General features: G+C 72.7%; 25 protein-coding genes. 11 read left to right on the top strand and 14 right to left on the bottom strand.

The features are described 5' to 3' along the window. Nucleotides 1-9: 9 nt before the first annotated feature. The gene (locus tag ACFYNL_RS17830) at nt 10-138 is read right to left on the bottom strand and encodes a hypothetical protein (protein ID WP_388803809.1); all 129 of its coding nucleotides are present in this window, start codon (nt 136-138) and stop codon (nt 10-12) included. A gap of 224 nt (nt 139-362) precedes the next feature. Next, nucleotides 363-650: a DUF4190 domain-containing protein gene (locus ACFYNL_RS17835; RefSeq protein WP_388803812.1), complete on the bottom strand. Its 288-nt coding sequence runs from the start codon at nt 648-650 to the stop codon at nt 363-365. A 191-nt stretch (nt 651-841) separates the two neighbouring features. On the opposite strand from ACFYNL_RS17835, the gene ACFYNL_RS17840 reads away from it, so the two are divergent. Beyond that, the gene (locus ACFYNL_RS17840; RefSeq protein ID WP_388803815.1) at nt 842-1,351 is read left to right on the top strand and encodes a hypothetical protein; all 510 of its coding nucleotides are present in this window, start codon (nt 842-844) and stop codon (nt 1,349-1,351) included. After that, nucleotides 1,348-1,653 carry a transcriptional regulator gene (locus tag ACFYNL_RS17845; RefSeq protein ID WP_388803817.1) on the top strand — a complete coding sequence of 102 codons (306 nt, stop codon included), beginning with the start codon at nt 1,348-1,350 and terminating at the stop codon, nt 1,651-1,653. The genes ACFYNL_RS17840 and ACFYNL_RS17845 overlap by 4 nt, the downstream gene beginning before the upstream one ends. Before the next feature lie 89 nt (nt 1,654-1,742). On the opposite strand, the gene ACFYNL_RS17850 is transcribed toward ACFYNL_RS17845, so the two are convergent. Continuing rightward, nucleotides 1,743-2,945 carry an Ig-like domain-containing protein gene (locus tag ACFYNL_RS17850; protein WP_388804588.1) on the bottom strand — a complete coding sequence of 401 codons (1,203 nt, stop codon included), beginning with the start codon at nt 2,943-2,945 and terminating at the stop codon, nt 1,743-1,745. A gap of 238 nt (nt 2,946-3,183) precedes the next feature. Between ACFYNL_RS17850 and ACFYNL_RS17855 the strand changes: the two genes are divergently transcribed. Genes ACFYNL_RS17855 through ACFYNL_RS17875 form a run of 5 tightly spaced genes read left to right on the top strand, consistent with a single transcriptional unit; the run spans nt 3,184 to nt 8,846 of the window. After that, complete coding sequence (locus ACFYNL_RS17855) at nt 3,184-4,380, top strand: lipid II:glycine glycyltransferase FemX (RefSeq protein ID WP_388803820.1); 1,197 nt, start codon at nt 3,184-3,186, stop codon at nt 4,378-4,380. After that, the gene (gene murJ / locus ACFYNL_RS17860; protein ID WP_388803823.1) at nt 4,377-6,041 is read left to right on the top strand and encodes a murein biosynthesis integral membrane protein MurJ; all 1,665 of its coding nucleotides are present in this window, start codon (nt 4,377-4,379) and stop codon (nt 6,039-6,041) included. Before ACFYNL_RS17855 ends, murJ begins: the two co-directional genes overlap by 4 nt. Before the next feature lie 23 nt (nt 6,042-6,064). Further along, on the top strand, nt 6,065-6,748 hold the full coding sequence (locus ACFYNL_RS17865; RefSeq protein ID WP_388803825.1) for a response regulator: 684 nt from the start codon (nt 6,065-6,067) through the stop codon (nt 6,746-6,748). Then, nucleotides 6,745-8,226 carry an ATP-binding protein gene (locus ACFYNL_RS17870; protein WP_388803828.1) on the top strand — a complete coding sequence of 494 codons (1,482 nt, stop codon included), beginning with the start codon at nt 6,745-6,747 and terminating at the stop codon, nt 8,224-8,226. Before ACFYNL_RS17865 ends, ACFYNL_RS17870 begins: the two co-directional genes overlap by 4 nt. Next, a complete protein-coding gene (locus tag ACFYNL_RS17875; protein ID WP_388803831.1) occupies nt 8,223-8,846 on the top strand; it encodes a hypothetical protein in 624 nt (207 codons plus the stop codon). Before ACFYNL_RS17870 ends, ACFYNL_RS17875 begins: the two co-directional genes overlap by 4 nt. Nucleotides 8,847-8,904: 58 nt before the next feature. Here ACFYNL_RS17875 and ACFYNL_RS17880 read toward each other — a convergent pair whose 3' ends face one another. From ACFYNL_RS17880 to ACFYNL_RS17910, 7 genes are all read right to left on the bottom strand, one after another. Further along, a complete protein-coding gene (locus ACFYNL_RS17880) occupies nt 8,905-9,678 on the bottom strand; it encodes a polysaccharide deacetylase family protein (RefSeq protein WP_388803834.1) in 774 nt (257 codons plus the stop codon). 768 nt (nt 9,679-10,446) lie between these two features. Beyond that, complete coding sequence (locus tag ACFYNL_RS17885; RefSeq protein WP_388803837.1) at nt 10,447-10,827, bottom strand: hypothetical protein; 381 nt, start codon at nt 10,825-10,827, stop codon at nt 10,447-10,449. Nucleotides 10,828-10,882: 55 nt separating this feature from the next. Then, nucleotides 10,883-11,170, bottom strand: a complete 288-nt coding sequence (locus ACFYNL_RS17890) for an SCO5918 family protein (protein WP_388803840.1) — start codon at nt 11,168-11,170, stop codon at nt 10,883-10,885. A gap of 160 nt (nt 11,171-11,330) precedes the next feature. Then, entirely contained in the window at nt 11,331-12,842 is a 1,512-nt protein-coding gene (locus ACFYNL_RS17895; protein ID WP_388803843.1) for a DEAD/DEAH box helicase, read from the bottom strand. A gap of 230 nt (nt 12,843-13,072) precedes the next feature. Continuing rightward, nucleotides 13,073-13,276 carry a cold-shock protein gene (locus tag ACFYNL_RS17900; RefSeq protein WP_007383480.1) on the bottom strand — a complete coding sequence of 68 codons (204 nt, stop codon included), beginning with the start codon at nt 13,274-13,276 and terminating at the stop codon, nt 13,073-13,075. Nucleotides 13,277-13,508: 232 nt separating this feature from the next. Next, nucleotides 13,509-13,847: a MerR family transcriptional regulator gene (locus tag ACFYNL_RS17905; RefSeq protein ID WP_388803846.1), complete on the bottom strand. Its 339-nt coding sequence runs from the start codon at nt 13,845-13,847 to the stop codon at nt 13,509-13,511. A gap of 261 nt (nt 13,848-14,108) precedes the next feature. After that, nucleotides 14,109-15,428 carry a helix-turn-helix domain-containing protein gene (locus ACFYNL_RS17910; protein WP_388803849.1) on the bottom strand — a complete coding sequence of 440 codons (1,320 nt, stop codon included), beginning with the start codon at nt 15,426-15,428 and terminating at the stop codon, nt 14,109-14,111. 214 nt (nt 15,429-15,642) lie between these two features. Here ACFYNL_RS17910 and ACFYNL_RS17915 point away from each other — a divergent pair, with 214 nt between their 5' ends. Continuing rightward, nucleotides 15,643-16,377: a DUF4232 domain-containing protein gene (locus ACFYNL_RS17915; RefSeq protein WP_388803852.1), complete on the top strand. Its 735-nt coding sequence runs from the start codon at nt 15,643-15,645 to the stop codon at nt 16,375-16,377. Nucleotides 16,378-16,457: 80 nt separating this feature from the next. Beyond that, on the top strand, nt 16,458-17,294 hold the full coding sequence (locus tag ACFYNL_RS17920) for a DUF2182 domain-containing protein (protein ID WP_388803855.1): 837 nt from the start codon (nt 16,458-16,460) through the stop codon (nt 17,292-17,294). 42 nt (nt 17,295-17,336) lie between these two features. Here ACFYNL_RS17920 and ACFYNL_RS17925 read toward each other — a convergent pair whose 3' ends face one another. The 4 genes from ACFYNL_RS17925 to ACFYNL_RS17940 all read right to left on the bottom strand — a co-directional run bounded on the left by ACFYNL_RS17925 (nt 17,337) and on the right by ACFYNL_RS17940 (nt 21,481). After that, the gene (locus tag ACFYNL_RS17925; protein WP_388803859.1) at nt 17,337-17,993 is read right to left on the bottom strand and encodes a DUF1326 domain-containing protein; all 657 of its coding nucleotides are present in this window, start codon (nt 17,991-17,993) and stop codon (nt 17,337-17,339) included. A gap of 116 nt (nt 17,994-18,109) precedes the next feature. Continuing rightward, nucleotides 18,110-19,297: a macrolide family glycosyltransferase gene (locus ACFYNL_RS17930; protein WP_388803862.1), complete on the bottom strand. Its 1,188-nt coding sequence runs from the start codon at nt 19,295-19,297 to the stop codon at nt 18,110-18,112. A gap of 106 nt (nt 19,298-19,403) precedes the next feature. After that, nucleotides 19,404-20,126 carry a response regulator gene (locus ACFYNL_RS17935; RefSeq protein WP_388803865.1) on the bottom strand — a complete coding sequence of 241 codons (723 nt, stop codon included), beginning with the start codon at nt 20,124-20,126 and terminating at the stop codon, nt 19,404-19,406. Continuing rightward, complete coding sequence (locus ACFYNL_RS17940; protein WP_388803868.1) at nt 20,123-21,481, bottom strand: sensor histidine kinase; 1,359 nt, start codon at nt 21,479-21,481, stop codon at nt 20,123-20,125. Before ACFYNL_RS17940 ends, ACFYNL_RS17935 begins: the two co-directional genes overlap by 4 nt. Nucleotides 21,482-21,641: 160 nt before the next feature. Between ACFYNL_RS17940 and ACFYNL_RS17945 the strand changes: the two genes are divergently transcribed. Continuing rightward, the gene (locus ACFYNL_RS17945; protein WP_388803871.1) at nt 21,642-22,424 is read left to right on the top strand and encodes an ABC transporter ATP-binding protein; all 783 of its coding nucleotides are present in this window, start codon (nt 21,642-21,644) and stop codon (nt 22,422-22,424) included. Further along, nucleotides 22,421-24,769, top strand: a complete 2,349-nt coding sequence (locus ACFYNL_RS17950) for an ABC transporter permease (protein WP_388803874.1) — start codon at nt 22,421-22,423, stop codon at nt 24,767-24,769. Before ACFYNL_RS17945 ends, ACFYNL_RS17950 begins: the two co-directional genes overlap by 4 nt. Nucleotides 24,770-24,778: the final 9 nt, after the last annotated feature.

Genomic DNA, 24,778 nt, shown 5'->3' on the forward strand with positions numbered 1-24,778 from the left:
GAGTCCGCGCTACAACAGAACATTGGTGAGGAAGATGTTCCAGTCGTCGCTTCCGACCCGGCCGGGGCCTTCCAGGGCGGCGGACAGCACCAGTGCGGTCATGGCAACGGCCAGGGCGGCGACGACACGACGCTTCACGGTTCCTCCTCGGTGGCGGCAGTACGGACCACCCTGCGCCGCCCCGGCCGCCCCGCCCGCCGGACACGCTGCTCGGTACGTCCACGTCCCACGGTCGGCGGGCCCGTGTCACTCGGTGAGCCCGGCCCTCACGCGGCCCGGACACCCGCCGGGCGGGCGTCCGGGCCGCGTCGGTCGGGATCCCGCGTACCGCCCGCCCGGTGTGCGAGGTGGCCGACGGATTCCTAGCCGCCCACGTACCAGCTGAAGCCGCCGTTGCTGGCGGCGACGGCCAGGAGCACGAGCCACAGGACCACGTCGATGACGCCGAGGACGATGCCGGCCTTCGCCATTCCGGCGCCGTTCCTGACCGCTGCCTGACGGAGGGCGACGGCGCCGAGGACGATGGCCACGGGGCCCAGAACGATGTTCAGGATGAACAGGCCGACGATGCCGCAGCACAGGCTCGCGATCGCCAGGCCGTTGGTGCGCGATCCGGAGGACGCGGCAGACGAACCACCGTAACTCGCCATGGGGTACTCCCGGTTGTCGGTTGAACGGACTGAACGGACTGAGCGGGCCGCACGCTCCTTGCTGTTGGCTTGCCCGTCCCGAGTGCCCCTTCGAGGCGCCCTCATGTCCGCGGCCCCCTCGCACCCCCTCACTTTCCACACCGGAAAAACTTCACTTGCGCCCTTGGAAAGTCGGCCCTACTCTTTCCGTCATGGAAACTGATGCGGGCCTCCCCGACCGTCACTCCCGTCCCACCTCGCAGGAGGCGCTGGCCACCCTGGCCGAAGCCGCTCGCATCCGGGCCTCGGCCACCGCTCTGTCGGCCACACCATGGCCGACCTGGTTCGCCACCGCCCTCACCGCGTACATCGCGGCGTTCCCCCTCGCCTACGGAGGGATGCTCGCCGAGGAGCGGTGGCTGCTGCCGAGGGCCGCCTGGGCGACGGTGCTGCCGGTCATCACCGCGGCGTTCCTGACGCTGTACGTCATCGCCGCCCGGTCCTGGAAGCAGCGCACCGGCGTGGCCCTGCGGTTCGACGTGCTGCCCAAGCGCGCGACCCTTCCCCTGACGATCGGCATGCCGGTGCTGCTGGTGGGGTCGGCCTGGGCGTTCCGTGCCACCGGCCAGGCATGGTGGCTCGTCACCGCCTCGGTGATCGCGGCCACGGTGTCCGTGGGCTTCCACCTCGCTTTCGTACGGCTGCACCGGAAGACGTCATGACCGGCAGGCCCACCGACCCGATGGACGGCTTCGACAACCTCGTCCACTCACCCAACCGGCTGCGGGTCTGCGCCCTGCTCGACACCGTCGGCGAGGCCGAGTTCGCCGTGATCCAGGAGCAACTCGACCTGTCCGCGTCCGTGTTGAGCAAGCACGCCGGGGCCCTGATCGAGGCCGGTTACGTCGAGCAGCGCAAGGCCGTCCGCGACACCCGGCAACGCGTCTGGCTGCGCCTGACCCCGCGGGGACGCACGGCGTACCACGGGCACCTCGCCGCTCTCCGGGCGATCGTCGGACCGTAGGCACCCTCCCGGCAGGGCTCCGGGCCGCCGCCCTCCCGGCAGGGCTCCGGGCCGCCGCCCGATGCCGACCCGGGCCCGCCCCGCACCTCTCACCGCAGCGCACTCCTGCCCTGCCACTCGCTCCACGAGAGGTTCCATGCGCCGAAGCCGTTGCCGGGCGCGACCACGCCCTTGGTGTCCTTGCCGGTGATCTCGAACGGGTCGCCCGCCCGCACCTGCCCGTAGAACCAGGCCGCGTCCGCGTCGCTCATCCCTATGCACCCGGAACTGCGGTTGGCGTTGCCGAGCCAGCGGGCGTTCCACGGGGCGGCGTGCGCGTACATGCCCGACCAGGTCAGCCGCATCGAGTAGTCGACCATCTTGTCGTAGGCGTCGGCGAGGCCCACCGTCTCGGAGTTCATGTTGATCGTGCCCTCCTTGGCCATCAGCACGGCGGTTCCGCGCCAGGAGCGCTTGTCACCGCCCGGGGTGCCGCCGGAGACGGGTATGCGCCGGACCGTCTTGCCGTCGCGGACGAGGGTGAGCCGATGCCTGTCGAGGTCGACTTCGACGATCTGCCGGGCGCCGACGGTGAAGCGGGCCGTGTAGTCGCGTACGAACCAGCCGCCGTCCGCGCCCGAGTCGGTGCCGTTCAGTTCGGCGTTCAGGGTGACCTTCGTCCCGGGCTTCCAGTACGTCCTGGGCCGCCAGTCCACCCGGTCCCGGCCCGACCAGTCACGTATCCAGCCCCAGGAACCCTCGGTCCCGTTCGAAGTGGTGATCTTCAGCTGCCTCTCGACCTCGGCCCGGTTCCTGACCGGATGGTCGAAGACCAGCGAGACCGGCTGGGCGACCCCCACCGTGGAGCCGGTGCCCGGACGCCAGTCGACCTTGTTGACCTTGTCCGCCGCAGCCGTGGTGAAAGCGGACTTGGTGCTCTTGGCGGTGCCGCCCTCGGTCCGGGTCGCCACCGTCACCTCGTACGCGGTGCCGGGCACCGCCTTGCGGTCGGACACCCATGACCGGCCGTCGGCGGCGACTTTCCCGACGAGTCCGCGGCCCTGGGCGTCGGTGACGGTCACCGAGGTGAGTCTGCCGCCCGAGGCCGTGACCTTCACGGGTTCACCCGCCGGGACCCGTTCTCCCTGGGGCGTGACGGTGACCGTGACCGGGCGGTCGCCGGCGCTCGGCCTCTCCTTGTCGTGCGGACCACCGGGCGCTCCGCTCGACGAGCAGGCGGCGAGCGGCGCCAGCAGAGCGGCCACGACGGCGGCCCGGACGCGGACATGGGCGAGTGCACGGGAGCGCGGCAGGACGCGTGGGCGCGACAACGGGACCTCCGGAAAGGAAGGGAACGGGGTGGGTGAGTCGGCGATGTCGTGACTGTAGAGCCGAAAAACCCGAGGTCAGCCGCTACCGGGCACTGTGACGGCGACTGGTGAGGAACGGTCATGGTCCGGTCACATTCGCCGGACGGAGCGGTCATCGACCGCTGTGAGCCTCCTGTGTGTGTCCCCGCGACGGCCACGGGGAGAAGGAGAGGCTCAGACCGTGTCAGCACTGCTCGTGCCGCCCAGCCGCGTGTGCCCAGCACAAAACCGCGGTTTCGCCCTGCGCACCATCACCGCGCAGACGTACCGCGCCTTCCTCGCCTCCCCCGAAGGCGCCGCCCTCGGTGCCGGGTTCCTGCAGTGCCCGTCCTGGGCCGACGTCAAGGAGGGCTGGCGGGCCCACCTGCTCGGCTGGGGGCCGGATCCCGAGGCGGGCGCCCTGTCGGGCGTGGCCCTGGTGCTGCTGCGGCAGTTCCCCGGCACCCGCAAGTACTTCGCCTACCTCCCCGAAGGGCCTGTCGCCGACTGGACCGACCCCGGCATCGACGGCTGGCTCGGCCCGCTCCTCGAACACCTGCGCGGCGTGGGCGCCTTCGCCGTGCGCATCGGCCCGTCGCCCGCCTACCGGCGCTGGGACGCCGCCCTGCTCAAGCCGCTCACCGGACCGGGCCGGCGCCTGGGCGACGTCCTCGCCAGCGAGGTCGACCCGCTCGGCGCCGCCGTCGCCGACCGGCTGCGGGCCCGGGGCTGGCGCCGCTGCGGCGGCGACGGGGCCGGGGAGGACGGGGACGCCCAGCCCCGGCACGTCTTCCAAGTGCCGCTCGCCGGACGCAGCACCGAGGACCTGTGGCGCGGGCTCAACCAGGAGTGGCGACGCAACGTCCGCCGAGCGCAGAAGGAGGGCGTGGAGGTGGTGGTGGGCAGTGCGGCCGAACTCCCCGAGTTCTACCGGCTGCTCGGCATCACCGAGCGCCGCGACGGCTTCCGGCTCGGCCGCTCGCTCGCCTACTACGAGCGTCAGTACGCGGCGCTCAACGCCGAGGAACCGGGCCGGATGAGGCTGTACCTCGCCCGGCACCGCGGGGAGATCCTGGCCGCCCACACGCTGATCTCGGTGGGCCGCCGGGCCTGGTACCAGACCGGCGCCTCCGCCGACCACCGCCGCGAGGTCCGCCCCTCCAACGCCCTTCAGTGGCGGATGATGCAGGACGCCCACGCCCTCGGCGCCGACGTGTACGACATGCGCGGGGTACCCTCCACTCTCGATCCTGAGGAACGTGCGTACGGACTGCTGCGGTGGAAGCTCGGCACCGGAGGACAGGTCGTCGAGACGTTGGGGGAATGGGAGAGACCCTTGGGCGGCAGCGCCAACCACACGCTTCACCGCGCCTTCCGGGCGTACCTGAACCGCCGATGAGGCAGCCGACGGCGGATAGGCCGACGACCACGCCGGCCGGCACGGACAGCACGGGGGAGGCGGCGAAGGCGGTCTCCGCGGCACGCGGCAGCGCCGTCATGGCCGCCGGATCCGTGGTCGGCCGGGCCACCGGCTTCGCCCGGTCCGCGGTGGTCGCGGCGGCGATCGGCACCATCGGGCCGGTCGCCGACGGCTACGCGGTCGGCAACGCCCTGCCCACCATCGTCTACATGCTGCTCCTGGGCGGCGCGTTGAACGCCGTCTTCGTGCCCGAACTGGTCAAGGCCGCCAAGGAGCACGACGACGGGGGCGCCGCGTACACCGACCGGCTCGTCACGGTCTGCGTCGTCGCCCTGCTGGCGATCACCGCGACCGCCGTGTGGGCGGCTCCCGCGATCGTCGACGCGTACACCGACTACACCGGCGAACAGGCGGCCATGACGACCGCGTTCGCCCGTTACTGCCTGCCGCAGATCTTCTTCCTCGGACTGTTCACGCTGCTCGGGCAGGTACTCAACGCACGTGGCCGGTTCGGCGCCATGATGTGGGCGCCGGTCCTGAACAACATCGTCGTCATGACCGTGTTCGGTCTGTACCTCGCCCTGGCCGTGGCCGGCGGGGACGGCGAGGACCTGCTCACCCCCACCGAGACCGCCGTGCTCGGCTGGGGCACGACCGCCGGTATCGCCGTCCAGGCCCTCGCCCTCGTCCCCGCGCTGCGCGCGGCCCGCTTCCGCTGGCGGCCCCGCTTCGACTGGCGCGGCAGCGGACTGACCCGCCCCCTGCGCGCGGCCGGCTGGCTGGTGCTGCTGGTTCTGGCCAACCAGGCCGCCTACTGGGTCACCACCCGGCTCGCCACCACCGCGGGCCTCGACGGCGGCCCCGGATACGGCGCCTACAACAACGCCTACGTCCTGTGGGTCGTCCCGCACGGCGTCATCACGGTCTCCGTGGTGACCGCGCTGATGCCCCGGATGAGCGCGGCCGCCGCCGACGGGGACACCGCCGCCGTGCGGCGCGACGTCTCCCACGCCCTGCGCGTCAGCGCCTCGGCCGTCGTACCCGCCGCCTGCGCGCTGTTCGCCCTCGCCCATCCGGTGATGGCCCTCGTCTTCGGGTACGGCAGGACCAGCGCCGACGACACGGCCGCCATGGCCGGGATCCTGATGGCCTTCGCGCCGGGGCTCGTCGCCCTGTCGGGGCAGTACGTCCTGTCCCGCGCGTTCTACGCGCTCCGCGACACCCGTACGCCGTTCCTGCTCAACCTCGTGATCGTCGTCCTCAACGCGGGAGGGTCCCTGGCCGCCGCCCACCTGCTGCCGGCGCGCTGGGCCGTGACGGGCATGGCGGCGGCGTACACGCTGGCCCTGTGCGCGGGTTGGGCGGTGACCGGCCGGGTGCTGAGCCGCCGGCTCGGCGTCGTACGCCCCCTGCGTTCGTCCGCCGTCGGCGCGCACGCGCGGCTGCTCCTCGTCGCCGTGCCCGCCACCGCGCTGGGCCGGCTCGCGGCCCTGGGCGCCGCCCCGGCGGGGGCCCTGGCCGCCTCCGCCGCCGGCGCGGCCGTCGTCGTGCTCGTCTTCGCCCTGCTCGCCCGCCCGTTGCGCCTCACCGAACTCGCCGCGCTGCTCTCCGGCGTACGCCGGCGCATGTCCCGGTCCTGACCACCACCGAGGGAGAACCGCAGATGCCCCGCGTGCTCCTCATCGAGGACGACCCTTCCGTACGCGAGGGGGTCGAACTCGGGCTGCGCCGCCGCGGCCACGAGGTACGGGCGGCCGCGACCGGCGAGGCCGGCCTCGCCGCACTGGCCGAGTTCCGCCCCGACCTGCTGCTGCTGGACCTGATGCTGCCCGGAATGAACGGCGTCCAGGTCTGCCGTCGGGTCCGCGAGCGCAGCCAGTTGCCGATCATCATGCTCACCGCACGCGGCGACGACTTCGACGTGGTCATCGGCCTGGAGGCCGGTGCCGACGACTACATCGTCAAGCCCGCCCGCACCGAGGTGATCGAGGCCCGGATCCGTGCCGTGCTGCGCCGCCTGGACGACGCCGCCCCGGGCCGCCAGGCCATCGAGGTCCACGGCGAACTCGCCATCGACCGGGTCGGACTGCACGTCACCAAAGCCGGCCTGCCGCTCGCGCTCGCCCCCTCGGAGCTCCGGCTCCTGCTGCACCTGAGCGCCGCGCCCGAGCAGGTGTTCAGCAGGCAGCAGCTGCTGGAGCACGTCTGGGAGCACAGCTACCACGCCGACGCCCGTCTGGTCGACGCGTGCGTGGCCCGTCTGCGCGGCAAGATCGAGGACGAGGCCGGCAGCCCCCGCTACGTCCAGACACTGCGGGGCTTCGGTTACCGCTTCGGCCCGCTGTGACCACCGGCTCCGCCCCCGGCCGGTCGCGGGTCAGGGCGTTCGGGCTGCGTACCCGGCTGCTGCTGGCGTTCCTGCTGGTCGCCGCCGTCAGCGCGGGCACCACGGCAGCGCTGACCTACCGTGAGGCCCGCAACGCCATGCTGCAGACCGCTCAGGACACGGCGGTCACGTCGTTCCGCGACCAGGTGCAGCAGACGGCCTTCGGCCTGCCCGTGCAGGGAGGGGAGGATTTGGAGGCGGTGCTGCGGGACATCGCCCGCAAGGGCAAGCCGCACCCCTGGGTGGTGTTCGCCGAATACGGTTCGGTCCGCGCCTCCTCGGGCGAGAACCCCGTCTCCACCGTCATCACCCCCGAACTGCGGCGCGCCGCACACGCCAACCCCCACGGCAGCTTCGAACGGGTCGTCAAGGACGGCGTTCCCTACCTGACCATCGCCATGCCCATGGTCTTCAAGACGGGCCCGTACGACGTGCTGCCCAGCGGACTCGTCCTGTACGCCGTCATGCGGATGACCGACGAGCAGGTCAACGTCGACGCCCTCCTGATGGCCGCCCGGGACGGCGCCCTGCCCGGCCTCGCCGTCGCGCTGGTCCCCGCCCTGATCGCCGCGCGCAGCGTGCTGCGCCCGGTACGGGAACTGCGCGGCGCGGCCCTGAGCATGGGCAGCGGACGGCTCGACACCAGGATCCCCGTGCGCGGCAGCGACGAACTGGCCGACCTGGCACGCACCTTCAACGAGTCCGCGGCCCAACTCGAACACTCCGTACGGGAACTGCGCGAGGCCGAGGCCCGTGCCCGCCGTTTCGCCTCCGACGTCTCGCACGAACTGCGCACCCCCCTCGCCGGGATGCTCGCCGTCACCGAGGTCCTCGACGAGGACGCGGACCACCTGGACGCCGACACCGCCCGCGCGGTCCGGCTGGTCAGCGCGGAGACCGGCAAGCTCGCCGTGCTCGTCGAGGACCTGATGGAGATCTCCCGCTTCGACGCGCGCGCCGCCGAACTGAACACCGACGAGGTCGACGTCGCCGAGGCCATCCGCAAGACCCTCCTGAACCGGCACTGGACCGACGACCGCGTGCGCACCGACCTCCCCGACGGCGTCCGCGCCCGGCTCGACCCGCGCCGCTTCGACATCGTGATCGCCAACCTCGTGGGCAACGCCCTGCGGCACGGCAGCGCGCCGGTCACGGTACGACTGCGCACCGAGACCCGCTCCCCGGGTACACCGGTGCTGATCACCGAGGTCACCGACAGCGGCCCCGGCATCCGCTCCGAGTCGCTCCCGCACATCTTCGACCGCTTCTACAAGGCCGACGCGGCCCGCACCCGCTCGGCGGGCAGCGGCCTGGGGCTGGCGATCACCCAGGAGAACGTGAAGCTGCACGGCGGAACGATCCACGCCGGGAACCTGCCCGAGAAAGGCGCCGTCTTCACCGTGGAGATACCGCTCCACACGGAGGAGGCCGGCGGATGAGGCGTGCGCGGACGCGCCGAGGTGCGGCGGCCGCCGTCGCCGTCGCGGCGGCCGTACCGCTGCTCGGCGGCTGCGGCATCCCCGAGACCGACGTCATCGAGGCCGGCGGTCCCGCCAGCTTCCAGGCGTTCCTCGACCGCGACCAGGACATGCTGCTCTTCTTCCGGTCCCCGGACGGGCGAGTGACACCCGTGATCCGGTCGACCGAGCCCGAGGGCGGGTTCGGCGAGGTGTACGACCTGCCGGGCTCCGCGGACCGCGACCGAGGCGAGACAGCCGGCCCGGTGTCGACGGAGAAGGTCGTCATGGCACTGCTGGCCGGTCCGCGGAAGGAGGACCGGACCGCCGGTCTGAGCACCTCCCTGCCCGCCGCCCGCCCCGGCGGCACCGTCGAGGTCGAGCCCTTCCCGGGCGGCCGGGTCACGGCCCGTCTGCCGCTCGCCCTGAAGGGCCTGGACACCACCGCTCTGCACCAGCTGACCTGCACGATCGCCTACAGCCGGAGCGCCGACGGGCGGGCCGTCGTCGAGCTGACGGGACAGGACGGGACCAGGAGGTCCGGGACCTGCGAGCTCACCCCCGCCGGCACCGCCGAGCCGGGCCGCGGGGACGGCCGATGAGTGAGCGGGGTGTACGGGGCCCCGGTGGGGACCCCGCCCGCCCGGCCGGGTCCGGGGCTCAGCGCACCGGGAAGCCGAAGGAGTAGCCCTGCTCCTTGAGCGAGGGGAGGACCCGGCGCAGCGCCTCCACGGTCTGCGAGCGGTCACCGCCCGCGTCGTGGAAGAGGATCGTCGGCCCGTTGGGCAGCTCCCGTTCGACGGTGGCGACCATCGCGTCCGCACCCGGCCGCTCGAAGTCCTTGGAGTCCACGTTCCAGCCCAGCGGGCGCATGCCCCGGGAGGCGGCCAGCTTGCGGCTGTAGGGGGTGAAGGCCCCGCCGGGCGCCCTGTAGTACATGGGCCGTACGCCCCCGGACGCCTCGGTGATCATGCGTTCGGCATCGAGGATCTGCTGCGACTGGTACGCCTCGGACTTCCTGTCCATGGTGGTGTCGTGCGACACCGAGTGGTCGCACAGCCGGTGCCCCGCCGCGACGACCTTCTTCACCAGGTCCGGGTGGGCCTGCGCCTGCGTCCCCACCATGCAGAACGTGGCCTTCGCCCCGTTCTGACGCAGTACGTCGAGCATCTGCGGGGTCCACACGGGGTCGGGGCCGTCGTCGATGGTGATGTTGACGCCGCGCGGCCCCTTGTCCGAGGCGTGCGCGATGCTCACCGCGACCGGCTTGACGCCACCGCCCGGCCCGGCCGACGCGGTCGCCTGCGGCGACGAGCCGCCCGCGGCTCCGGCCTGGGCGGTCCACGCCGCCGCCCCCGCCGCGAGCACCGTCACTCCGAGCGCCGCCCCGAGCACCTTGCCGTACCAGCCCCGCCCACCGCCGTGCCGTGCCATGTCCGCCCCCGCCCTCGCGCAGTTCCTCACCGACCCTCGGCCGACTTGCGGCCACCTGGCAGGACGAGGGAATGCGGCCACGGGATGCGTCCGTTACCGATCACGGACAATCCCGGAGGAGTTCACGGACAACTCGGCGGGCGGCGGGGAACCACAGCGCCCGCAGCGCGGCACCGGGGCACGCGGGCCCGGCGCGGTTGGGGACCCGTCTCGGGGCAGGCCCGAAGGGGCCGGCCGTCTCACGGAAGCCCCGAAGGCGCACATACCCCCGGCGCGGTGCACTACTGCGGGGGCGAGGCGCGTTCCGCCGTCAGCGGCACCCGGCGGCGACAACCGGGCGGTGCGGGCCGTACCGGTCCAGGGCGGTGCGGGCCGTACCGCCCACGTACCGGTCGCGGCTCCTTGCCGAACCGCCCCCCGGGACGTGGTGCGGGTACGGCCCGCCCGTGTACCGGGTGCCACATCCTCCGGCCCTCACACGGAGAACCGCGCCTCACACGGCGCCGCCCTCGAACCGGCCTCGGCGAGCGCCGGCACGTGGGCGGCCGTCAGCGGGTTGCGCGGACCCGCGGCGGTGGCCGGCGACCGGAGGGCCGCCGCGACCGACGCACCGGGTGGGACGACGCGCGGCCCCCGGGCATCCGGTGGGTGTGTGCCCCGTCCGGGGAGCCGTCGCCGGCCGAGGCGCCGGTGACGTCCGTTCCCCGGTCCCGTCCCGAGCGGCTCCTGGCCGTTCGCTTCCGTGGCGCCCGAGGACGCCCGCGGGCCTCACTGGTCCGAGTAGCCGATGTCCCCGACGGTCCACGCGCTCACGTCCTCCAGCGCGACGCGGTACATGCCTCCCGTGTCGGGGATGCCGAAGCTTCCCTGGAGGATCCGGGCCATGTGGAAGTGGAGGTGGGTGGGGCCGTCGTCGTGCTCCGGGCGGCGGTCGCCGCCGCCTTCGGGCGGGGTGAAGGCGGCGGCGAACCGTCCCAGGTGCTCGGAGTCCCGCAGGACTTCGGCCACACGTTCCTTCCAGAGGGCTTCCGGGGCCAGCCGTCCCGTGATGACGGCTCCCGGAATCACCACGGTCAGGGACATCCGACTGGTGTGCTGCGACTCCACCATCGCGGCGATCGTGGCGAGCAGGTGGTCAGGGCGCTTCATGCCTCAGGAGCCTAGTCCGACGAGGGGTGTCGGCGCAGCGGCAGCAATCGAGCCGTCACCAGCCCAGTGCACCCTCGTCAGGCCGTACCTGCGCGGCCGGTGCGACGGGAGGCGCGTCGTGGCAGGTGAAGCCGAGTCGGGTCAGTGCCCGGCGCATCTCGCCCGAGGTGAAGTCGCGACGGTCCTGCCGGGTGATCACTTCCCCGACCTGCATCACGGGATAGACCCGGCGTCCGATGGTGACGGACACACCGGTGACCGGTTCGGGCTCGACGCCGCTCATCGACTGCTCGACCTCACCCTTGACCAGGTCGAAGGGGAAACTCGCGATGACACAACGCATGGCTGCCTCCACGGGGTTGGGGGGTAACACGGATGGGATCGACTGTGCTGCGGCCGGTCGGCGACCGGCGCGAGGGTCTCTCCTCTTCGTCGGGTCCGTCGGGTCGGTGAGGACGAACGGCGGTACGTGCCGACCGCGGAGAGCGGATCTCGCGTACGGGCTAGGCGTTGTTCCTCGGCGCGGAGCGCCGGGTCCTGGAGGCGCCCCGCCCGGCCCCGCCGCCGGCGGCTCGGCCCCGCCTGCCGCGACCCGAACCCCGCCCCCGCCGGTTCGCGTCGGGGGAGTCCGTGCGCGCGCCCTGTGCGGCGGTGGCCGGTGGGGTGAGGGTGACGGGCACACCGGAGGGAGTCCGGGCGCCGGTGATGCGCTGCAGTTCGGCCTCGCCGGGACGGATCCGGGCGGTACGCGGGGTGATGCCGGCGTCGGCCATCAGACGGTCCATCGCGCGGCGCTGGTGGGGCAGGACGAGGGTGACGACGGTGCCGGACTCGCCGGCGCGGGCGGTACGGCCGCCGCGGTGCAGGTAGTCCTTGTGGTCGCCGGGAGGGTCGACGTTCACGACGAGGTCGAGGTCGTCGACGTGGATCCCGCGGGCGGCGACGTTGGTGGCCACCAGGGCCGTCACATGGCCGTCCTTGAACTGGGCGAGCGTCCGGTTGCGCTGGGGCTGGGACTTGCCGCCGTGCAGGGCCGAGGCGCGTACGCCGACGGACAGCAGATGCTTGGCGAGCCGGTCTGCCGCGTGCTTGGTGTCCAGGAACATGATCACCCGCCCGTCACGGGCGGCGATCTCGGTCGCGGTGGCGTGCTTGTCGTCGTCGTGCACGTGCAGCAGATGGTGCTCCATGGTGCTGACGGCACCCGCGGACGGGTCGACCGAGTGCACCACGGGGTCGTGGAGGTAGCGGCGCACCAGGAGGTCGATGTTGCGGTCCAGGGTGGCCGAGAACAGCAACCGCTGGCCGTCGGGGCCCACTTGGTCGAGCAGCGCGGTCACCTGCGGCATGAAGCCCATGTCGGCCATCTGGTCGGCTTCGTCCAGGACGGTGACGGCGACCTGGTCCAGTCGGCAGTCGCCCCGCTCTATGAGGTCCTTGAGGCGGCCGGGTGTCGCCACGACGACCTCGGCGCCGCCGCGCAGCGCGCTCGCCTGACGGCCGATCGCCATGCCGCCCACGACGGTGGCGAGGCGCAGGCCCAGGGCGCGGGCGTAGGGGGCGAGCGCGTCGGTGACCTGCTGCGCCAGTTCCCGGGTGGGTACGAGGACGAGGGCGAGCGGCTGCCGGGGCTGGGCCCGCTGCCCGTCCAGCCGCGCCAGCACGGGCAGGCCGAAGGCGAGGGTCTTGCCGGAGCCGGTGCGCCCGCGGCCCAGCACGTCCCGACCGGTCAGGGCGTTCGGCAGCGTGGCCGCCTGGATCGGGAAGGGCTCGGTCACGCCCTCGGCGCCCAGCGCGGTCAGCAGACGTGCGGGCATGTCCAGCTCGGCGAACGTGGCGACCGGTGGGAGCGGCTCGGTGAGCGTGACAGGGAGGGCGAACTCCTGTGGGCGTGTCGCGGCCCGTGCCTTGGGGCCGCTGTTGCGCCCGGTGTCCGAACGCCGGCTCTGTCGGCCCTTCTCCTGGGCGCGGACGTGGCCGGAGCCGCGGCCGGTACGGCGGGGGGTGCGGTTCATGGAGGGAACCTTCCTCGATGCGGCGTATCGAGGAATTCCTTCCGGCGGTGCGAGCCGCACGAGGATTCACGCGAATGGGCCGACAGACATGCGAAGCAAGCCCGCACGGCGCTGTGGCCGGGGCTTTTCGCAAGAGTGAAAAATCCGGGAATCCGGAGGTCTATGGAAAGCAATGAGCTGGGGCCCGCACCCCTAGAGTGCGGGCCCCAGTCACGTGGTGCGCGTCAGCGTCAGGCGGGAACGATGTTCTCGGCCTGCGGGCCCTTCTGGCCCTGCGTGACGTCGAAGGTAACCTTCTGGCCTTCCTGAAGCTCGCGGAAGCCGCTGGTGGCGATGTTCGAGTAGTGGGCGAACACGTCAGCGCCGCCACCGTCCTGCTCGATGAAGCCGAAGCCCTTTTCCGCGTTGAACCACTTCACGGTGCCAGATGCCATATTGAATCTCCCTTGGGGGGCAGTGCCGGATTCCGCACTTTACGGATCCGAGTCGCCGCGATGATCACCCCTCCGGAAGAATCCGGAAAGCTCTGCAAAGAATCAAATCTCTGGCAACCAAAACTGCAACTGCTATCACGCTAACACACGTCGGGTTGAATCCGGCGAGTGGTTTTCGTGATCGATCAGGAATTCTCATCCCGCCGGACCAGGTAATTCTGCAGCGGCGGGACTAGATATCCGTGCCGCGCTCGTCCAGCTCCCGGCGCATGTCCCGGTTCTGGCGCAGGGCGTCCTCCAGCTGGTCCTCCAGCCAGACGATGCGGCACGCGGCCTCCACGGGAGTCCCCCGGTCGACGAGCTCACGGGCGCGGGCGGCGATACGCAACTGGCGGCGGGAGTAGCGGCGGTGGCCGCCTTCCGAGCGCAGGGGAGTGATCAGGTCGGCTTCTCCGACGGCCCGGAGGAAGGCGGGAGTGGTGCCGAGAACATCGGCGGCCCGCCCCATGGTGAACGCGGGGTAGTCGTCGTCGTCGAGGTTCCCGTTGACCGGGGCGTTGTCAGCCGGCATGGCACCTTCGTTCGGGGGCACGGCCACAGACCGGGCGTCCACGGCACCCGTGCTCCCAAGGAGCCGGCACCACCCACCCGGTGCGACAACCCTAACTCCGGCAGGCACGAGGATGTGGTCCCGCCATGGCAGACTTTCCCCTGCCGCGCGGGTAGGAGCGCGCACCGGAGCAGGACAGCGGCGAACGCCCGAGGACCGTGACGTCAGCCGGTCGGCGATCACCTCCGCGAGGGTGATCGGCCGCGCGAGTCGGCGATCACCTCAGCCGGGGATCTCGGGGGCGTACTCGTTGCGCCCCCACTCGGAGGAACCGAGCGGATAGGTGTACGCGGGCCGTCCCACGTTGCCGCTCGTGCGGAACGGCTTGCCGTGGTCGTCGATGCGTACGGTGCCCTGCTGGTCACCGCTGGACCAGTCCAGCTCCAGGTACCAACTCACGTTGTAGGCACGGGCGTCGGCGAAGATGTGGAAGACCTCGGGGTCGGACTCGCTCACCTGGTACGGGAAGTCGCGTTGACCGGCCTTGGGGGAGAGCGCGGGCCGCCCGGCATCGAGGTCCACCTCGAACGCCGTCGTCTCCACGCCGCCACCGCATCCGACGCCCATCTCGAAGTCGTTCCAGGCCAGCGGCTCGCTCTTCTCCACCACCCGCACATGCAGATCGTCCAGGACGACGGTGGCGGCCCCGGTGCCCTGCACGTTGACCGCGAGCATCTGCTGCCCGGCGGCGACCCCGCCGAGGGCGTGGACCCACCCGCGCGCGTCCGGCTCACCCGGCGGCGGAGGCACCTGCTCGGGCTTCCGGTCGACCAGGTAGTGCTGACTGCAGGGGTCCTCCCACTTGTACGGGTTGACGGTGACGGCCGGTGCGGTGGCCCTGTCCTCGGAACCCCCGCCCCGGGCCGCCCCGCCCCCACCGCCGCGCGAGGCGGACACCGAACCGGCGGCCGTGGGGCTGCCGCTGCGCGAGGCGGACGGCGAGGCCGATCCGCCCTTCGCGTCGGCCGACTCGGAGGCATCGGGCTCGGTGACGCCGGAGTCGACGGACCGGGAGGCAGCTCCCACGGTCCGCTTCCCACCCTGGTCGTCCTCGCCCCCGCCGGGCACGAGGCTCACCGCGAGCGCCGCCGAGACGAGGACGGCGGCCGCGGCGGCCCCGGTCAGGGCGACGGTACGCCGCCGCGCCACGGGGGCCTCCGCCCGTGGCCTCGGCCCGTCCTCGGGAACGGCCTCGGCGGCCGCTTCGGGCCCGTCCGCCCCGGACCCGCCCTTCGCCGACTCGGTCCCGGCCCGAACCGCTTCCCGCGGTCCGTCCTCCGCAGGGGCCCCGCCGGCTTTCTGCCCCCGCCGGGCGTCCGCCAGAACCCACCGCCGATGCAGTTCCACCAGTTCCTCGGGCGTCGCCCTGCACACCCGCGCGAACCGTTCCACGGGCGCGTAGTCCGTCGGTACGGCATCCCCGTTGACGTACCGGTGCAGCGTGGACGCACTCGTGTGCAGCCGCTTCCCGAGCACCCCGTAACTGAGTCCGGACCGCTCCTTCAACCGGCCCAACAACTCCGTGAACTCGTCCCCCGCCACCGTTCCTCCCTCTGCCCACGTTCCGGGCCCCCGTTCCAGGGGCAGGTCATTCCCCCAGGTCAGAGCTGTCACAGGCATTCCAGCGTCCCTGATGCCCCGGCAGCCGTGGCGGTCGGGACGGATCGCTGCACAAGCTTGGGCCATCCAAGCACGCCGCTTTCGGCACCCGGTCGAGCGGCCTGCGTCAACACCCTTACCGCATCTGGGGATTCACATGTCCACACGCACCCACCGCACCCGTACGCTCCTCGCCGCCGCGCTCACGGCCGCCACGCTGACACTGACGGCGTGCGGCGGCGGAGCAGGCGTCCGGGACGAGGGCCCCTCGACGGGATCCGCGTCCACGGCTTCCGGCACACCCTCCGCCGAGGCGAGCGGGGGAGCCTCCGCCGGGGGTTCGGCCGACGGTGCTGCGGGTTCGGGCGGTGCGACGGGTTCGGGCGGTGCGACGGGTTCCGCGGGTTCGTCGGGATCCACGGGCTCGTCGGGATCCGCGGGGTCGTCGGGTGCCGAGGGCTCCGAGGACCCGGAGCCCGTCTCGGGCCCGTGCACGAGCGCCGCCACCCGGACGACCGCCACGGAGGTCACCCGCCCCCTGAACCACCTTCTCCTCACCGTCACCAACACCGGCTCGAAGAACTGCGACCTCACCGGCTACCCGGCGGTCAAGTTCGGCGGGGCCCAGTCCGTCCCGCCGGCCTTCGAGGACTCCAAGCCGCAGGCGGTGGTCACGCTGGCCCCCGGCGAGTCGGGCTACGCGAGCGTCCTTCTCTCGGCGGCGGACGGCAGCGGCTCCAACGGCTACACCGCCAAGTCCCTCACGGTCCACTTCGGCAAGGGCACGAGCTCCGCCGCCCGTCCGTCGCTCCCCGCGAAGGGCGTGTACGTCGACGACTCGATCCGTGTCTCGCACTGGCAGTCCACCATGGCCGACGCCCTGGCCTGGTGACGCACCGGCCGAGGCCCCGGGGGGCGGTCGCGCCGCGGCCGGATGCGTGCTGTCCTGGAATCAGCCAGGAGTACACGCCGATGCGCCACAGCCGGACCGCCGCCTTCGCCTCCGCCCGGTCCCCCGCGCCGACCGGAGCGGGCGGAGGACTGCTGCCGGCCAGGGATCTCGCCGGAGCCTGGTTCCTGATCGTCCTGATCGCGGTGCCCGCCTGGGCGCTGACGCTCGGGCAGGCCCGGGACATGGGCGTCGAACCGGGCACGATGGGGGTCGCCCTGCCGCTGTTCCTGCTGCTGTGGGTGACGATGACGGCGGCCATGATGCTGCCGTCCATGGCGCCGGTGGCCCTCACCTGGGTGCGCGGGATCGGCCGGCAGTCCTCCGGCTGGACGCGGACCGCGCGCACCATCGAGTTCGTGGGCGGGTACCTGCTGGTGTGGACCGCCTTCGGCCTGCTCGTCCACGCGGCCCTGGCCCTCACGGGCGGGCTGGTGGACGACCATCCGTCCGCCGGGCGCTGGATCGGCGCGGTGGCCTTCCTGCTCGCGGGCCTCTACCAGCTCGGCCCGCTGAAGTACGTCTGTCTGCGGCACTGCCGCGACCCCATGGGTCACCTGGTGCGGTACGCCGGATTCCGGCGGCCGGCCCGTGACCTGCGGGTGGGAGTCCACCACGGCGCCTACTGCGTCGGCTGCTGCGCGGGACTGATGGTCGTCCTGATCCCGCTCGGCGTGATGAACGTGGCGGCGATGGCCGCACTCGCCGTGGTGATCTTCGTGGAGAAGCTGTGGTCCCGTGGTCCGCTGCTCGCCCGGGTCGTCGGCGTCACGTTCCTCGTGCTCGCCGTGCTCGCCCCGTTCCAGGACTGGTTGCTGCCGGGACTGCGGGCGTCGATGCCGTCGATGGCAGGTGCGTGACCCAGCCGGCCGGCCTCCCGGCCCGTGTCCGCGAAGTCCCGCCTACTCCGGACCGCTCCACTCGAAGGGGAAGTGCTTGCTGGACTTCCCCGAGCGTTCCCAGGAGAAGCCGAACGCGTCGACGCGGTCGGCGGTGGCCCGGCCCCAGGTGGCGACCTGACCCGGCCCGACCTCGGCACCCGGGGCGTTGTGCACCTGGACGCGTGCGCCGTCCGGTGTCGTCGGGCCGGTGAGTGCCTCGGCCGTGGCGGTCACCCGGCCGGGGACCTCGGCCCGCCAGGTGGCGAGGTCCTCGTCGATCTCGACATGGACGGGGGCGAAGTCCATGCCGCGCATCTCGGGGTGGAACATCTCCCCGAACTGCGCCGGCCACCCGCCCGCCTCACCGCCGAAGATCGCCCCCAGCGCACGCCGCTGCTGCTCGTCGGCCCGCTCGTCGAGGAAGACCGCGGCGTAGGGGTCGGTGTGCGTACCGGCCCAGGGGTTGCCGACGAACGAGCCGAGCATCAGGACGTTGAGGTCGTCGAGCCGCACGTCACCGAAGCTGCCTTCCCGGATGTGCCACACGAGCACGCCTTCGCAGTCGCCGTAGGTCGGGGGCTGGGCGAACGTACAGGGGCACGGTATGGCGCACTTGCACACGTCGAACCAGTCACCGAGCAGGTGCCAGCGTGTACCGGTGCTGACTTGATCCGTCATCTCGCTTCCCTCCTGCCGAGCCCGAGGGAGCTCCATCGAAGCGGCGGGACCGCGCGTCCCGAGTGCGCGACCGGGACGACCGGGCGGCCCCCCTTCCAGCTTGCACCCGCTCCCCGTCAGCAGCCCACCCTGTCCTCGACGAGCTGTCCCTCGATGACGTTCGCGGCCCTGCGGGTGCCGCCCTCGGCGCGCACCTCGGACCACAGCCACGCCGAACGGGCGGCGACCTGCGGGTCGCCGATGAGTTCCAGGAGGGCGCAACGCAACGCCGCCGCCGTGAGGTCCGCGGCGTCGACCCGGCGGGCGACTCCCAGGTCGACGAGCCGGTCGGCGTGGAGGCCCTGGTCGGGCCCGTCCGGTACGGCGATCATCGGCACCCCGGCGTACAGGCCCGCACCGCAGCTGCCCACAGCGGTGTGCGTCACCCACACATCGGCCTGCTCAAGGATCGTCGACGGCGTCCCCCACGGCCGCACCTCGAAGTTGCGGGGAACGCGCTCGACCACCTCGCCGCCACCGCCCGTCTGCAGCACCACATGCCAGCCCGGAAGATCCGCGAACGCCGCCACACACCGGTGGTGGACCTCCCGCGCCCCGAGGCCCCCGGAGTCGGCCAGTGAAACCAGCAGCACCTTCCGCACCTCGGCCGGCCGCATCCAGCCGTCCTGCTCCTGACCGGCGCCGAAGCACGGGCCGACGAACGTCACCGCCTCGCTGTCGACCCGGTCCGCATGCGGCTGCATGGCACGCGGGATCAGGGCCAGCACGCGCCGCGGGCGGCCGGTGAACTCCTCCACGTTCGTGGTCGTCGCACCGCACCGCATCAGCCAGGCAGCGAACCGCGCGCGGTGGGCGAGCCCTCCGGGCAACCGGGCGAGAGCCGCGCCGATCTCCTCCTGGGCCCCCTCCCAGGCCACGTGCGCCGAGGAGAGCTGGACGCAGCCGCGGCCCTGCGCCTCGGCCAGCGCGCGACCCGCGTGCGCGCCGGCGTCGTAGAGGTACAGGTCGGCGGGATCGCCGTCGTACGCGGCGCGCAGCTGGGGGAGTACGGCGATCGCCTCGTCGAGGAAGAGGGAGGCGGAGGCGATGGGATCCTGCGGCCAGTCGCGCTCGGCGACCGGAAGGATGGACGTGATGCCGACCAGCTCGGCGCCGGTGGGGGCGATCAGCTCGGCGACGGAGGCGGCGGTGGCGTACGTGACGCGATGACCGCGGGCCACCAGCTCACGGATGATCTCCAGGCTGGGCAGCACATGGCCGACCAGAGGCGTGCCGATCATGGCGATATGAGCAGGACGGGGCATATCCGGACTTCCTTGGATAGAGGTCTACGTCAGGGAAACGCCGAGGAGCCCGACGGGGAAACGCGGCCCTCGGACCCAACCGTCCGCACGCCGCGCCGGCCGGCTTCTACGCCGGCTCGGTCGACTGCCCGGCCGCCTCGTGCTCGCCGGCGCTGACCAGCCCTGTCTCGTAGGCGACGACGACGGCCTGGACACGGTCACGGAGCCCGAGCTTGGCGAGGATGCGGGCGACGTGCGTCTTGACGGTCGTCTCGGCCAGGTGGAGGCGCGCGGCGAGTTCGGCGTTGCTCAGCCCGCGGGCCAGGAGGCCGAAGACCTCCAGTTCGCGCGGGGTGAGCGAGGCGAGGTCGCGGTGGAGGGCCACGTCGCCGCTGCCGCGCCGGGTGCTGTGTCGGTGTTCAGCTGCGGCAAACCGCTCCACGAGACGGCGGGTGATGGCGGGCGCGAGGAGAGCGTCGCCGGTACGGACCGTGCGGACGGCCGCGGTCAGCTGCTCAGGAGTGACGTCCTTGAGGAGGAAGCCACTGGCCCCGGCGGACAGTGCCGCGTAGACGTACCGGTCGAGGTCGAAGGTGGTCAGGATGATGACGCGGGGCTCGCCGGGGGCGCCGCCGAGGATGCGGCGGGTGGCCTCCAGACCGTCCATCTCGGGCATCCGGACGTCCATCAGGACCACGTCGGGACGGGTGCGGCGGACCGCTTCGACCGCTTCGATTCCGTTGGTCGCCTCGGCCACGACGTCGATGCCGTCGGCGCCGAGGATCAGTCGGAAGCCGGTGCGGACCAGGGTCTGGTCGTCGGCGAGGAGCACCCGCAGCGGCTCGGTCACGGTGTCTCCAAGGGGATCAGGGCCTCCACACGGAAGCCACCGGTCAGGCGTCGGCCGGTGTTCAGGGTTCCGTCGTGGACGGCGAGGCGCTCCCGCAGACCGATCAGGCCCCTACCGCTTCCGGCGGTCCCGACCGGGTGCCCACCGGTGTCGGTGACCTCCACCCGGAGCCGCTGCGGGCCGTACTCGACGGTCACGGCGGCGGTGGCGCCGGACGCGTGCTTCACCGTGTTGGTCAGGGCTTCCTGGACCACGCGATACGCGGCGAGTTCCAGGCCGGGCGGGAGCGGACGGGGCTCGCCGGTCACCGTCAGGCCGACGGGCAGTCCGGTGGCCCGGACCCGTCCGACCAGCCGTTCCAGTTGGTCCAGGCCGGGTTGCGGGGCCAACTCGGCGGCCGGGTCGGCCAGGTCCGCACCGGTGTCCGTCCCCTCGCCCTCGTCGGCCGGGGTGAGCAGTCCCATGACGTGGCGCAACTCGGTCATCGCCGCCCGCCCGCCGGCCTCGACGGCGAGCAGCGCCTCGCCGGCCTGCTCCGGGGAGGTCTTCATGATCTTGCGGGCGGCGCCCGCCTGAATGATCATCACGCTGACGTTGTGTGTGACGACGTCGTGCAGTTCGCGGGCGATCCTGGCCCGCTCGTGCTCGACGGCCCGGCGCAGCGCCTCGGCCTGTTCACGTTCCAGGGCGGAGAGCCGGGCGCGGCCCTCGTCGGTTCGGAGCCTCCAGGTACGCAGGCCGACGGCGGCCACGGACATCGGGATCAGGATCAGCAGCGCGATGTATGCGGTGGGGACGATCGGGGTCACCGAGTTCCCCGAGGTGCCGACCAGGACGACCGACACCGGCAGCGCCGCCAGGGTCGCCACCCGGTACGGGCTGTACACGGCGGCGCTGTAGACGGCGATGACGAACGCGTAGAAGGTCAGCCGCATCACGCTCTGCGGCGTCGCGAGTGTCGCGGCCGTCACGACGCACAGCACCGCGAGCGGGTAGCGGCGGCGCAGCGCCAGGGCACCCGAGGCGATGACCGCGAGGGTCACCATGAAGGCCGCCCCGCCCGGGCCGGACGGTCGCGGCATCACGTACTGCACGCCGGGCGCGATCTCCCGCACCACGACGACGTCGACGTTGTCGATGCCGTAGTAGACGGTGGCGGCTCCGAGTACCAGTGCCACCACCGCGTCGAACTGACAGGCGCGCCGGGTGGGCCGCGGCGGCGGACCGCTCGGGAGGCCGGCGTCGCGGACCGCCCGGCGGGCGGCTTCCCGCAGCCGGCGCAGCGTCGCACGTGAGTCCGTCACCGGCTCATTGTCGCCGCCGCGCCGATCCGCGGAGTCCGTCCCGGCGGTCATTTCCGCCGCACCGGATACTCCACCCGCCTACATCGCAGGGATGACGTTCCCGGGGCTCGTCCGGGCGCGGTACCGCGATGGGTCCGGGCGGGGGACGCGCGCGGGCCGGGCCCGCTCCTAGCGTTCATGCAGCCAACTGCCCGTGATCGAGGAGCCTTTCATGACCATGCCGGTGCTCGAACTGCGCGAGGTGAGCCGTCGGTACGACGACTCTCCGCCCGCTCTGCACGAGGTGTCGCTGACCGTGCAGCCCGGCGAAGCCGTCGCGATCCTCGGCCCCTCCGGCAGCGGCAAGTCCACCCTGCTCAATCTGATCGCGGGCCTCGACCGGCCCGACGCGGGGACCGTCACCGTGGACGGCGTGCGGGTGGACCGGCTGGGCGAAGCCGGATCGGCGCTCCACCGGCGGTCGAGGATCGGCATGGTCTTCCAGTTCTTCAACCTGCTCGACGATCTGACCGTCACCGACAACGTCGTCCTGCCCGCACGTCTCGCGGGCACGGCACGTGGCGAGGCGGACCGCCGCGCGGCGGAACTCCTGGAACTGCTGGGCATCGACCGGCATGCCCGTGCCTACCCGGGGCGGCTGTCCGGCGGCGAGCGGCAGCGCGTCGCGGTGGCCCGGGCGCTGATGAACCGGCCGGCACTGCTGCTGGCCGACGAGCCGACCGGGGCCCTGGACACGGCCGCAGGGCAGGACGTCAGCAGGTTGCTCGCCGGCCTCAACGGTGAGGGCCAGACCGTCGTCGTGGTCACCCACGACCTGGCTCTGGCCCGGTCCTGCACGAACCGTACGATCCGGATCGCCGACGGCCGGATCACCGAAGACGTCCGGTCGCATGACGTCGGGCCGCAGGACGTCGGGCCACAGGGCCTCCGGACGCGCAACGAGGGCTCACAGGCCCTCGGTTCACAGACCGTCACCCCCAAGGCCGTCCGATGAGCGCGCTCGGCAGGGTGGTGCGCTCGGGGGTGGGGCGACGCCGGGTGCAGACGCTGGTGATCGGGCTCGCCACGATGATGGCGGTGGCCGCCTCCGTCCTCGGCGGAACGCTGCTCGTGGTGTCCGGCGCGCCCTTCGACGACGCCTTCGCCGAGCAGCACGGCGCGCATCTGTCCCTGCGGTTCGACGCGGGCAAGGTGAGTGCCGGGCAGCTGTCGAAGTCCAGGGACGCCGAGGGGGTGAGCAGCGCGGCCGGGCCGTTCCGCGCGGTGACGGTCACCCCGCGGTCGGGTGAGACGGGCCCCGGGTGGCCGATGACCGTGGTCGGCCGGGGCGATCCCGGCCGGGACGTGGACGAGGTGGCACTGCTCGACGGGCGGTGGCCCATGCGCTCCGGCGAGATCGTGCTGTCCGCCGACTCCTCGCTCATCCCGACCATGGGCACGAAGGTCGCCTTCACCGGTCTGCCCGGCCGTCCGGCGCTGACGGTGGTCGGTGTGGCCCGCTCGGTCACGCGGACCGCCGACGCCTGGGTGGTGCCGTCCCAGATGCCGGCGCTCACCGCACCCGGCAGCGGCGGCTACCAGATGCTCTACCGCTTCACCGACGCGGGCACGGCCGCGCGGATCACCGCGGGCGGCAGGGCCGTGACGCGGTCCCTGCCGCCGGGATCGGCGGTCGGCGAGCAGTCATGGCTCACCGTGCGGAAGTCCGCCGAGCGGGACACCGCCCTGTACGTTCCGTTCCTCGCCGCGTTCGGCGCCCTGGGCCTGGTCATGTCGGTGCTCATCGTCGGCAACGTCGTCGCGTCGGCCGTCGGCACGGGAACGCGCCGCATCGGCATCCTCAAGGCCGTCGGCTTCACCCCGGTCCAGGTCGTGCGGGCCTACGTGGGCCAGGCGCTGATCCCGGCCGCCGTCGGCACGGTCCTCGGTGTCCTCGCCGGCCACCTGCTCGCCGTTCCGGTACTGGCCGAGGCCCAGGAGGTCTACGGCACCTCGTCCCTGGCCGTCACCCCCTGGGTCGACCTGGCGGTGATCGCCGGGGTGCTCGGCCTCGTGGCGGCGACCGCGTGGGCGAGTGCCTGGCGGGCCGGCAGGCTGCGTACGGTCGACGCGCTCGCCGTCGGGCGCACCGCTTCGGCGAGGCGCGGCCGGTGGGCGGTCCGCCTGGCCGGACGGCTGCCGTTGCCGCAGCCGGTCGCGCTGGGCCTGGCCCGACCCTTCGCGCGGCCCGTTCGCGCGCTGGCCATGGGCACGGCGATCCTGTTCGGCACCGTCGCCGTCACGTTCACCGTGGGGATGGGCGCCTCGCTCGACCAGGTGATGGAAGCCAGAGCTCACGACACCGCCGATGTCGTCGTCCCTGCGCCCCCGCCGGACTTCGGACCCGGGGGCCTTGCCCCCGGGAAGCGGCCCGAGGCCGATCCCGCCGCGGTCGTCGCGCACATCGAGGCCGCCGCCGGAACCGGGAAGTACTACAGCGCCTCGACGGTACGGGCGGCCGTGTCCGGCCTGACCGGCGTCGTCGACGTGATCGCCTTCACCGGCGACGCTTCCTGGGGCGGCTACACGATGGTCTCGGGCCGCTGGATCGACAAGCCGGGCGAGGCCGTGGTCCCGACCCCCTTCCTGACCGCCACCGGCACCCGCGTCGGTGACACCGTCACCCTGAACGGCCTGGCCGAACCGGTCACGGCCCGGATCGTCGGCGAGGTCCTCGACCCCCGCAACGACGGCATGCAGGTCTTCACCGACGCCTCGACCCTCACGGCCGCCCATCCCGACCTGACGGAGACGAGTCATCACATCGCGCTCACGGCAGGCACCGACGTGACCGGCTATGTCGACGCGCTGAACAGGGAGTTGGCCCCGCTGGGGGCCACCGCTCGGGCCGGCGGCCTCGACACCGGCGGCGACATGGTCGTCACGCTCAACACGCTGTCCCTGATCCTCACGCTGATGCTCGTCGCCGTCGCCGCGCTCGGCGTGCTGAACGGTGTGCTGCTCGACACCCGTGAACGGGTCCGGGAGATCGGTGTCCACAAGGCGCTCGGCATGACCCCCCGGCAGACCGTCACGATGGTCCTCACCTCGGTCATCGTGACCGGACTGGTCGCGGGCACCGCGGGTGTGCCGCTCGGCGTGACCCTGCACGGCTGGGTCGTGCCCGCGATGGGCGACAGTGTGGGACTGCGCCTACCCGGTTCCGTCATCGCCGTCTACGGCGTGGCCGAACTGCTCCCCCTCGCACTCGGCGGCCTGCTCATCGCCACCCTGGGCGCACTCCCGCCCGCCGGCTGGGCCGCCGGTGCCCGCACCGCGACGGCCCTGCGCACCGAATAGCGGCCCTCC

Origin of the sequence: Streptomyces sp. NPDC007808, from assembly GCF_042868655.1 — a bacterium.
Lineage (GTDB): Bacteria > Actinomycetota > Actinomycetes > Streptomycetales > Streptomycetaceae > Streptomyces.